This is a genomic window from Streptomyces rimosus subsp. rimosus (assembly GCF_000720725.1).
In the GTDB taxonomy this organism is placed as follows: domain Bacteria; phylum Actinomycetota; class Actinomycetes; order Streptomycetales; family Streptomycetaceae; genus Streptomyces; species Streptomyces rimosus_A.
This window is the reverse complement of the sequence record NZ_JOCQ01000010.1, coordinates 67596-79693: the sequence shown is the minus strand read 5'-3', so window position 1 is coordinate 79693 and position 12098 is coordinate 67596. Positions and strand designations below refer to the sequence as shown.

Genomic DNA, 12098 nt, shown 5'->3' with positions numbered 1-12098 from the left:
GAAGGTTCCAGTCATGCCGAACGACAAGAAGCTCGTTGACTACCTCAAGTGGGTCACGAACGACTTGCACCAGACCCGCCAACGGCTTCGGGAGGCAGAGTCCGCCAAGCAGGAGCCGATAGCCATCGTCGGCATGTCCTGCCGGCTGCCGGGGGGCGTGCGGTCGCCGGAAGAGCTCTGGCGGATGCTGGACGACGGCCGTGACGGCATCTCGGCCTTCCCGGCGGACCGTGGCTGGAACCTCGACATTCTCAGCGGTGAGGGCGGCGGCAGCAGCGCCACCGCCGAAGGCGGCTTCGTGGACGCCGCCTCGTTCGACGCGGCCTTCTTCGGCATCTCGCCCCGCGAGGCCGTGGCGATGGACCCCCAGCAGCGCATCCTGCTGGAGACCTCCTGGGAGGCGTTCGAACGCGCCGGCATCGACCCGGTGTCCCTGCGCGGCAGCCGCACCGGCGTCTTCGTCGGCACCAGCGGCGTCGACTACATCAACGCGGTGCTGAACTCCCGCGAGGACATCGAGGGCCACGGCAGCACCGGCCTCGCGGGCAGCATCCTGTCCGGCCGGCTCGCCTACAGCTTCGGCCTGGAAGGCCCGGCCCTCACCGTCGACACCGCCTGCTCCTCCTCCCTCGTCTCGCTGCACCTGGCGGCCCACGCGCTGCGCAACGGCGAGTGCACGCTGGCGCTGGCCGGCGGTGTCACGGTGATGTCGACGCCGATGAGCTTCGCCGGATTCACCCGGCAGGGCGGGCTGGCGTCCGACGGCCGGTGCAAGGCGTTCTCCGACGACGCCGACGGCACCGGATGGTCCGAGGGCGTGGGCATCGTCGTGGTCGAGCGCCTTTCCGACGCCCGCCGCAACGGCCACGAGATCCTGGCCGTCGTCCGCGGTTCGGCCGTCAACCAGGACGGCGCCTCCAACGGTCTGATGGCGCCCAACGGCCCCTCCCAGCAGCGGGTGATCCAGCAGGCGCTGGCGAGCGCCGGCCTCACCCCCGCGGACGTGGACGCCGTCGAGGCGCACGGCACCGGCACCACCCTGGGCGACCCGATCGAGGCGCAGGCCCTGCTGGCCGCGTACGGCCAGGACCGCGACCCGGAACGGCCGCTGCTGCTGGGCTCGGTGAAGTCCAACCTCGGCCACACGCAGGCCGCGGCCGGTGCGGCGGGACTCATCAAGATGGTCCTGGCGCTGCGGCACGGCGTCCTGCCGAAGACGCTGTACGCCGATGTGCCGTCGTCGCACGTGGACTGGGCGTCCGGCGCGGTCGAGCTGCTGACGGAGTCCCGCGCGTGGCCCGAGGCCGGCCGTCCGCGGCGGGCCGGTGTGTCGTCGTTCGGCATCAGCGGCACCAACGCCCACGTCATCCTTGAGCAGGCCCCGGCACCGGTCGCCGAAGAGTCCGCCGAGGCATCGGCCGAGGACTCCGGCGAGCAGGACGGGAGCGAGCCGAAGACCGCTGCGGACACCGTCGCGGAAGCCGCTCCGGAGGCCGTGACGGTCGTACCGGAGGTCGTGCCGTGGCTGGTCTCCGCCAGGTCCGAGGAAGCCCTGGCCGCACAGCGCGAGCAGATCACCGCGCTGACCGGCCTGTCGCCCGTCGACCTGGGATTCTCCCTGGCGACCACCCGGGCGCACCTGGAGCACCGCGCGGTCCTGCTGTCCGAGGACGGCGAAACCGTCGAGGCGGCGAAGGGCTTCGCCCAGGAGACCGACGGGAAGCTGGCGGTGCTGTTCTCGGGCCAGGGCGCGAGCCGGCGCTGTTCGCCGTCGAGGTGGCGCTGTTCCGCCTGGCCGAGTCCCTGGGCCTCCGCCCCGACTTCGTGGCCGGTCACTCCATCGGCGAGATCGTCGCCGCACACGTGGCCGGGGTGCTGTCGCTCGAAGACGCGTGTGCGCTCGTCGCGGCGCGGGCACGGCTGATGCAGGCGCTGCCCGCGGGCGGCGCCATGGTGGCCGTGCAGGCCACCGAGGACGAGGTGACCGGGCGGCTGGTCGACGGGGTGTCGATCGCCGCGGTCAACGGCCCGCAGGCAGTGGTGCTCGCGGGGGAGGAGTCCGGGGTTCTGCGGATCGCCGAGGGGCTGGCGGCCGAGGGCCGTAAGACGCAGCGCCTGTCGGTGAGCCACGCCTTCCACTCGCCGCTGATGGACCCGATGCTGGAAGACTTCCGGCAGGTGGCCGAGGGCCTGTCGTTCAAGGCTCCGCAGATCCCGCTCGTCTCGAACGTGACCGGGGACCTCGCCGACGACGAGCTGGTGTGCTCGCCCGGGTACTGGGTCCGCCACGTACGCGAGACGGTGCGCTTCGCGGACGGCGTCCGCGCCCTGGAGGCCGAAGGAGCGTCCGTCTTCCTGGAGCTGGGGCCGGACGGCGTGCTGACGGCGATGGCCCAGCACGGTGCGGACGAGGCCGCGGTCTTCGTCAGCGCCCTGCGCAAGGACCGCTCCGAGGAGTCGGCACTGCTGACCGCGCTGGCGCGGCTGCACGTCACGGGTGTGACGGTGGACTGGGCGACGTGGTTCGCCGGCACCGGCGCGCGCCGCGTGGAGCTGCCCACGTACCCCTTCCAGCACGAGCGGTACTGGCCCCGCCCCGCCGCGCTCTCCGGGGACGTGACGGGCGCCGGGCTCCTTCCGGCGGAGCACCCGCTGCTGGGCGTGACCCTCACCCTCGCCGACTCCGGCGAGGTGCTGTTCACCGGCCGGCTGTCGACGCAGACGTACCCGTGGCTGACCGACCACGTCCTGGGCGGCAGCGTCCTCTTCCCGGCCACCGGCTTCCTGGAACTGGCCCTGCGCGCCGGTGACCAGGCCGGCTGCGACCGGATCGAGGAGTTCGCCCTGCTCGCCCCGCTGGAGCTCACCGAGGAGAGCGCCGCCCAGGTCCAGGTGCTGGTCGGCGCTCCCGACGAGGCGGGCGCCCGTACGGTCTCGGTGTACTCGCGGGCCGAGGGCGCCGCGGCCGACGAGCCGTGGACGCAGCACGCCCAGGGCACCCTGACCAGCGGCGAACGGATCGCGGACATCGGCTCCGCGGCCTGGCCGCCGGAGGGCGCCGTGGTCGTGGACCTGGAGGGCTTCTACGACGGGACCGGCTACGGCCCGGCCTTCCAGGGCCTGCGCTCGGTATGGCGGCGCGGCGACGAGATCTTCGTCGAGGCGGCGCTGCCCGGCCAGGTGGCCGAGGAGGCCGGATCGTTCGGGATCCACCCCGCACTGCTGGACGCGGTGCTCCAGTCCCACCGCATGGCCGGGGTCGGCGAGAACGAACTCCTCCTGCCGTCCGCCTGGCGCGGTGTGTCGCTGCACGCCGGGGGAGCGTCGGTGCTGCGGGCCCGCGTGGTGAAGACCGGTGACGACACGGTGTCCGTCGCGGCCGTCGACGTCGAGGGCGCACCCGTCCTGTCCGCCGAGGCGCTTGTCCTGCGCGGTCGAGCCGACGGCTTCGGCGGGGCGTTGGCGACGCGTCCGGGCGTGGAGTACGACGGGCTGCTGTCGCTCGACTGGGTGGCGGCGCCCGAGGTACAGCCCGCCGAGACCCGGTGCGTGTCCCTGGGCGACGACGCACTCGCGGTGGGCGCGTCGGTAGCCTCCCTCGCGGATCTCACCGGGGACGAGGACTTCGTACTGGCCTCCGTGTCCGGCGGCACGGGCGACGACGTGCCCGCCGCGGCGCACGAACTCACCGCCCGGGTCCTGGGCCTGCTCCACGAGTGGGCGGGCCGGGAGGACTCCGACACCACGCGCCTGGTGTTCGTCACGCGCGGCGCCGTCTCCGCCGACGAGGGCGAGCCCGTACGGGATGTGGCGGCAGCCGCGGTGTGGGGTCTGGTGCGCTCGGCGCAGACCGAGAACCCCGGACGCTTCGTCCTCCTGGACCTCGAAGACGGCGACCCGGCCGGAGTGCTCGCGGCGCTCCCGGGGCTGCTGGCCACCGACGACGCCCAGTTTGTGGTCCGCGACGGCGCCGTTCGAGTGCCGCGGCTGGCTCCCCTCGGCAGCGGCGCCGGCCTGCTCCCGCCCCTCAAGGCACCGTGGCGGCTGGCCAGTACGGCCAAGGGCAGCCTGGACAACCTCACCCTCGCCCCCTGCCCGGAGGTCCGGGAACCGCTCACCGAGGGCCGGGTCCGCATCCAGGTCCAGGCCGCGGGCGTCAACTTCCGCGACGTGCTGGACGCCCTGGACATGTACCCGGGCGACGCCGGGGTGCTGGGCGCCGAGGCCGCCGGCGTGGTGACCGAGACCGGACCCGGCGTGCAGGACCTGCACCCCGGGGACCGCGTGACGGGCCTGGTCTTCGGCGGCTTCGGCCCGGAGGCCGTCGCCGACGCGCGACTGCTGGCCCGCATCCCCGAGGGCTGGTCGGCCACCGAGGCCGCCTCCGTGCCGATGGTCTTCCTGACCGCGTACTACGCCCTCAAGGACCTCGCCGGTCTCCGCCCCGGCCAGTCGGTCCTGGTGCACGCCGGAGCCGGCGGCGTGGGCATGGCGGCGATCCAGCTGGCCCGGCACTTCGGTGCCGAGGTGTTCGCCACGGCCAGTGAGGGCAAGTGGGACACGCTGCGCGAACTGGGCGTCGCCGACGACCACATCGCCTCCTCCCGGACCACCGACTTCGAGGAGCGGTTCCGGGCGGTCACCGAAGGCCGCGGCGTGGACGTCGTGCTGAACGCCCTCACGGGCGAATTCATCGACGCCTCCCTGCGGCTGACCGCCCCCGGCGGCCACTTCCTGGAGATGGGCCAGACGGACCTCCGTGACCCCGGGTCCGCCGCCGGAGTGCGCTACCGCGCCTTCGACCTCGCGGAGGCGGGTCCGGAGCGCACCCGGGACATGCTCGGCGAACTGCTGGAGCTGTTCGCCGCCGAGAAGATCCGCCCGCTGCCGGTGACGACGTGGGACGTGCGACGGGCCCCCGAGGCGTTCCGGTTCATGAGCCGGGCGCAGCACGTAGGGAAGATCGTGCTGACGCTGCCCCGGGCGTGGAACCCGGACGGCACGGTCCTGATCACGGGCGGTACGGAGGGCCCGGGCGCCGAGCTGGCCCGGCACCTGGTGGCCGAGCGGGGCGTACGGCACCTGCTGCTGACCGGCCCCAGCGGCCCGGACGCGCCCGGCGCCATCGAACTGCACGCGGAACTCGCCGCACACGGCGCCGAAGTGACCATCACCGCCTGCGACCCGGCCGACCGCGCCGCGGTGGCCGCCGCGCTCGACGCGGTGCCCGCCGCGCACCCGCTGACCGCCGTCGTCCACACCACCGGCACCCTCGACGGTGCCGAGGTGTCCTCGCTGACGCCCGAGCGGCTGTCGGCCGTGCTGCGCCCGAAGGCGGACGCGGCCTGGCACCTGCACGAGGCCACCAAGGACCTCGACCTCGCCGCGTTCGTGCTGTATTCGTCCGTCTCGGGCGTCATGGGCAGCGCCGTTCACGGCAACCACGCCGCGGGCAACGTCTTCCTCGACGCGCTCGCCCGGCACCGTACGGCCCTCGGCCTGCCCGCCCAGTCCCTCGCGTGGGGCGCCTGGGCGGCGGACGGGGCCACCCGGACGCCGTCCGACCCGGAGCGGATCCCGTCGCTGGACGTGCCGCCGCTGTCGGCCGAGCGGGGAGTGGCGCTGTTCGACGCCGCCACCGCGACCGACGCGGCGCACCTCGCCCCGGTCGGCCCCCTCGCCACCGGCGCCCGGGGCCGCGGCGTCGTACCGCCGGTGCTGCGCGGCCTGGTCAAGGGCGCCCGCCGTACGGCAGCGGGCTCCGCGGGCGGTGCCGCCGCGGCGGCGCGGCTCACCCGACGGCTGACGGAGCTGGGCCGGGACGAGCGGAGCGCCTTCACGGTCGACCTCGTACGCACCGAGGCCGCCGCCGTGCTCGGGCACGCCTCCGCCAAGGCCATCGACACCCGGCGCGACTTCAACGACCTGGGCTTCGACTCGCTGACCGCCGTCGAACTCCGTAACCGTCTGTCCACCGCCACCGGCCTGCGGCTGCCCGCCACCCTCGTCTTCGACTACCCGAACCCCGTCGTACTCGCCGACCACCTCATCGCCGTCCTGCTCGACGAGCAGGGCGAGGCCCGCCCCGCCACCGCGGTCAGCACGGCGTCCGCCGACGACCCGGTCGTCATCGTCGGCATGTCCTGCCGGCTGCCCGGCGGCGTGCGGTCCCCCGAGGACCTGTGGCGGCTCGTCACCGACGGGCGCGACGGCATCTCCGCCTTCCCGACCGACCGCGGCTGGGACCTGGAGACCCTGCTCGGCGGGGCCGAGGGCGACCAGGGCCGCAGCTCCGCGTCCAGGGGCGGCTTCCTGGACGGCCTCGGCGACTTCGACGCCCCGTTCTTCGGCATCTCCCCGCGCGAGGCCATGGCGATGGACCCGCAGCAGCGGCTGATGCTGGAGACCTCCTGGGAGGCCGTCGAACGGGCCGGCATCGACCCGGTGTCCCTGCGGGGCACCGAGACCGGCGTCTTCGTCGGCACCAGCGGCTCCGACTACGCCAGCATCCTGATGAACTCCGCCGAGGACGTGGAGGCCCACGCCAGCACCGGGCTCGCGGGCAGCGTCCTGTCCGGGCGGCTGTCCTACACCTTCGGCCTGGAGGGCCCGGCCGTCACCGTCGACACCGCGTGCTCGTCCTCGCTGGTCTCCCTCCACCTGGCGACCCACGCCCTGCGCAACGGCGAGTGCTCGCTCGCGCTGGCCGGCGGTGTGACGCTGCTGTCCACGCCGATGAGCATCGCCGGGTTCAGCCGGCAGGGCGCGCTGGCGACGGACGGCCGGTGCAAGGCGTTCTCCGACGACGCCGACGGCACGAGCTGGGCCGAGGGCGTGGGCGTCCTCGTACTGGAGCGGCAGTCCGACGCCCTCCGCAACGGCCACGAGATCCTGGCCGTCGTCCGCGGCTCCGCCGTCAACCAGGACGGCGCCTCCAACGGCCTGACCGCGCCCAACGGCCCCTCCCAGCAGCGCGTCATCGGCCAGGCCCTGGCGAACGCCGGGCTGTCCACGGACGAGGTGGACGCGGTCGAGGCGCACGGCACCGGCACCTCGCTCGGCGACCCGATCGAGGCGCAGGCGCTGCTCGCCACCTACGGCCAGGACCGGCCCGAGGGGCAGCCGCTGCTGCTCGGCTCGCTGAAGTCGAATATCGGCCACACCATGGCGGCGGCCGGTGTCTCCGGCGTCATCAAGATGGTCATGGCGCTGCGGCACGGCGTACTGCCGCGCTCCCTGCACATCGACACGCCCTCCTCGCACGTCGACTGGACGGCGGGAGACGTCAAGCTCCTGACCGAGCAGACCGACTGGCCGGACACCGGACGCCCGCGCCGCGGCGCGGTCTCCTCGTTCGGCATGAGCGGCACCAACGCCCACGCCATCCTCGAACAGGCACCGGCGGGCGCCGGGCGGCCGGTCCCGGAGACCCGGCCCGTCGAGCCGCAGGCCGTCCCGTGGCTCGTCTCGGGCAAGTCGTCCCAGGCACTGGACGACGGGATCGAACAGCTCCGGGAATGGGTCGCCGAGAGGCCCGAACTCGCGCCCGTTGACGTGGGCTTCTCGCTGGCCACCGGGCGGCCGCTGTTCGCGCACCGCGCGGTGCTGCTGGACGGCCAGGAGATCGCCCGCGGCACCGCCGAGGACCGCTCGCTGGCGATGCTCTTCCCGGGCCAGGGCGGACAGCGGGTCGGAATGGGCCGCGAACTGTACGACCGGTTCCCGGTGTTCGCCGAGGCCCTGGACGCGGTACTGGCCCACTTCGACGACGAGCTGCGCGAGGTGATCCGCACCGACGCGGAGCGGCTGGACCAAACCCGGTTCACCCAGCCGGCCATGTTCGCCATCCAGGTGGCGCTGTTCCGCCTGGTCGAATCCTGGGGCGTACGGCCCGACTTCGTCGGCGGGCACTCGTTCGGCGAGATCGCCGCCGCACACGTCGCCGGGGTCCTTTCGCTCAAGGACGCCTGCACCCTGGTGGCCGCCCGCGGGCGGCTGATGGGCACCCTGGAGGGCCGGGGCGCCATCATGGTGGCGGTCCAGGCGAGCGAGAAGGACGTGACCGCGCGGCTGACCGACGGTGTCTCGATCGCGGCGGTCAACGGACCGGAGTCCGTCGTCATCGCCGGCGACGGGCCCGCCACCCAGCGTCTCACCGACGCGTTCGCCGCCGAGGGCCGCAAGACGCGGCAGGTGGCGGTGCAGGTCGCCGGCCACTGCCCGCTGATGGACCCGATCCTGGACGAGTTCCGCCAGGTCGCCGAGGGCCTGTCCTACCAGGAGCCGCGCATCCCGCTCGTCTCGACCGTGACCGGCGGGCGCGCCCCGGAGGAGCTGATGCGCTCCGCCGACTACTGGGTCCGCAACGTCCGCGAGCCCGTCCGCTTCGCCGACGCGGTCCGCACCCTGGCCGACGAGGACGTCTCGGCCTTCCTGGAGCTGGGCCTCGACGGAGCGCTGACGGGCATGGTCCCGCACAACGTGGACGGCGCCCCCGTCACCGTCAGCGCCCTGCGCAAGGACCACCCCGAAGAGACGGCCCTGCTCACCACCCTGGCGCAGCTGCACGTCGCCGGGGTCGAAGCGGACTGGGCCCGGATCTTCGACGGCACCGGAGCCCGCCGCGCCGACCTGCCCACCTACCCGTTCCAGCGTCAGCGGTACTGGCCGAAGCGCCGGGCCCTGGCAGGCGACGTCACCTCGGCGGGCCTGCTGCCCACCGAACACCCGCTGCTCGGCGCCGCGGTGCCGCTGGCGGACGGCGGCGGCACGCTGTTCACCAGCCGGCTGTCGGCGGAGACCCACCCCTGGCTCAAGGACCACGTGGCAGGCGGCGCGACCGTCTTCCCGGCCGCCGGGTTCATCGAGCTGGCCGTCAGCGCCGGGGACCGGTTCGACTGCGACCGGATCGCCGAGCTGACCCTCGACACACCGCTGCACCTCACCGACGGCGCGGCCCTGGTGCTCCAGGTGTCGGTCGGCGCCCCCGATGACGAGGGCAACCGGCAGATCCAGTTCTTCACACGGCCCCAGGCCAAGCCGGACGAGCCCTGGACCCGGCACGCCACCGGCACCCTCGCCACCGGCGAGCACACCGCGGACTTCGACGCGTCCGCCTGGCCGCCCGGTGACGCCACCGAGGCCGACGTGGACGGCTTCTACGAGGGGACGGAGTACGGCGCCGCCTTCCGCGGGCTGCAGGCGGCCTGGGTCCGCGGCGACGACACCTACGTCGAAGCCGCGCTCCCGGACGGCCCGGCCTCCGACGCCGCGTCCTTCGGCCTGCACCCCGCCCTGCTCGAAGCGGCCCTGCACGGCACCGCCTTCAGCGGCGCGACCGACGGGGAACACCTCCCGTACGCCGCCTCCTGGAGCAATGTGTCGCTGCACGCCGCCGGCGCCTCGGCGGTCCGGGCACGGATCACCAGGACCGGTGAGAACCGCGTCAGCCTCACCGCGGTCGACGCCGCGGGAGAACCCGTACTGTCGGCGGAGGGCCTGACGCTGCGCGCCCTCGCCGACGCCCCGAAGCGCGCTGCCCGCAGCGCTCGCGAGAAGCTGCTGCGCCTGGAATGGATCGAGGCGCCGCAGACGGAGGCCGCGCACGACACCCGGAGCACGGTCCTCGCCCCCCTGGGGGCCACCGCGCTCGCCGAGGTGACGGGCAGCCCCGACCTGGTCCTGGTCCCCGTACGCCGGGCGGAGAACGGATTCCCGCAGTCCGTGCACGAGCTGACGACCCAGGCCCTGCTCCTGATCCAGGAATGGCTCGCCGACGCCCGCTTCGCCACCTCGCAACTGGTGTTCCTGACCAAGGGCGCGGTCGAGGGCGGCGACCTGACCGGCTCCGCCCTGTGGGGCCTGGTGCGCTCCACCATGGCGGAGCACCCCGGCCGCTTCGTCCTGGCCGATGTCGAGGACGCCGACGAGTACGGCAACGGCGCCGACGTGGACCTGCTCCTCGCCACCCTGCCGCACCTGCTGCCCACGGGAGAGGCCCAGTTCGTCGTCCGCGACAAGACGGTGCGCATGGGCCGGCTGGCCTGGCTGCCCGCCGACTCCGAGAGCCGGTCGCCGGACTGGGACCCCGAAGGGACCGTACTGATCACCGGTGCCACCGGCGGCCTGGGCGTCGAGCTCGCCCGTCACCTGGCCACCACCGGCACCCGGCACCTGCTGCTGGTCAGCCGTAGCGGCCCGGCGGCACACGGCGCGGACGAACTGGCCGGTGAACTGCGGTCCCTGGGCGCCGAGCCCACCATCGCGGCCTGCGACACGGCGGACCCGGACGCGCTCGCCGGCCTCCTGGCCGCTATCCCGGCGGAGCACCCGCTGACCGCGGTCGTCCACCTCGCCGGCACCCTCGACGACGGCGTGGTCACCACCTTGACCCCCGAGCGCCTGACACCGGTGCTGCGGCCGAAGGTGGACGCCGCCTGGCATCTGCACGAGGCCACCAAGGACTCCGGCCTCGCCGCGTTCATCATGTTCTCCTCCGTCTCCGGAACGCTGGGCGCCGCGGGCACGGCCAACTACGCCGCCGCGAACGCCTTCCTCGACGGCCTGGTCCAGCACCGCGCCGCCCTGGGCCTGCCGGGTCAGTCGCTCCAGTGGGGCCACTGGGACGTGCACAACAGCAGCATGGCCGGGAGCCTGAACCCGGCCCTCGTGCAGCGCATGCGGGTCAACGGCATGGCGCCGGTCACCGTCGAGGAGGGCATGGAGTTCTTCGAGGCCGCGCGCGGCTGTGCCGACCCTGTCCTGATGGCGGTCAGCCTGATCACCGGCCCCCGGTCGTCGCAGGCCGAGATTCCTCCGATGTTCCGCGGGCTGGTCCGCCAGAGCAGGCGGACCGCCTCGAACGCCACGAGCACGTCCGGCACCCCGGCCACCTTCACCCAGAAGCTGCTGGAAATGCCGGAAGGGGAGCGCGTCGGCCACCTCGTCGACCTCGTCCGCGGCGAGGCCGCCCTCATCCTCGGCTACGCGTCCCCGCTGGACATCGAGCCCCGCCGGGACTTCTACGAGCTCGGTCTCGACTCGCTGACCTCGATCGAACTGCGCAACCGGCTCACCGTGGCCACCGGGCTGCAACTGCCCGCGACGGTGGTCTTCGACACCAAGACCCCCGCCGACCTCGGCGCACGGCTGCGCGGCGAATTCGCCGCACAGCCCGGACTCGCCGGCTCCGCGTCCGAGGGGGGCCTCCTCCTGGCCGGGCCGGAACCCGACTCGCTGGAGCGGATGTTCCTCGACGCCATGGACCACGGGCGCTTCCCGGAGGTCAGGCTGATGCTGCGGGCGCTGACCGGCCTGCGCGAGACCTTCGAGAACACGGCCGAGCTGGAGGAGCTGCCGCTGCCGACCACGCTCGCCGAAGGCCCCGCCGAACCGCGGATCATCTGCGTCAGCACCCCCACCGCCAACGGCGGCATCCACGAGTACGCCAGGTTCGCCGCGCCCTTCCGTGGCGAACGGCACGTCAGCGCGGTGCCGCTGGTCGGCTTCGCCGCCGGGGAACGGCTGCCGGACACGGTGACGACCGCGGTCCGGACCATCGCGGAGAGCGCCCTGCGCGCGAGCGACGGCAACCGCTTCATCCTGGCCGGGCACTCCTCCGGCGGTACGTACGCCTACGCCGCCGCCGGGCTGCTGGAGGCCACCTGGGGCATCAGGCCCGAAGCCGTGGTGCTGCTGGACTCCGTCAGCATCCGGCACGACGACAAGGAGCAGATCGACTACGACCGGCTGATGCACCGCAACTTCCTGGCCGACGAGGAATCGCCGGTGCGGATCACGAACTCCAGGCTCTCCGGCATGGGGCGGTGGATGAACCTGCTCGCCCGGCTCGACGTGGCCCACACGACCGCTCCCGTACTGGTCGTCCGCGCCACCAAGGAGACCTCCGGCTTGGAGGACATCGCGGCCGCCGCGAGCGAGGACGAGAAGAGCAAGGCGTTCCCGACGGCCCAGGTGCGCATCGTGGACGCGGACCACTTCTCGATGATGCGCGACGAGGCCCCGCAGACCGCGCGGATCGTCAAGGACTGGCTGGACACCCTCGGCCAGGAGTGACTCGGCAGCGGTGACCAGCGCCC

General features: G+C 73.7%; 1 protein-coding gene and 2 pseudogenes. All 3 read left to right on the top strand.

Annotation, left to right across the window (positions count from 1 at the left end):
• Positions 1-13: 13 nt before the first annotated feature.
• A pseudogene (locus IH45_RS1000000150955) lies at positions 14-64 on the top strand (polyketide synthase docking domain-containing protein); the annotation flags it as partial.
• Between the two features lie 69 nt (positions 65-133).
• Positions 134-1510: pseudogene (locus IH45_RS1000000150950) on the top strand (type I polyketide synthase); the annotation flags it as partial.
• A gap of 266 nt (positions 1511-1776) precedes the next feature.
• Entirely contained in the window at positions 1777-12075 is a 10299-nt protein-coding gene (locus IH45_RS1000000148620; protein WP_050514622.1) for a type I polyketide synthase, read from the top strand.
• Positions 12076-12098: the final 23 nt, after the last annotated feature.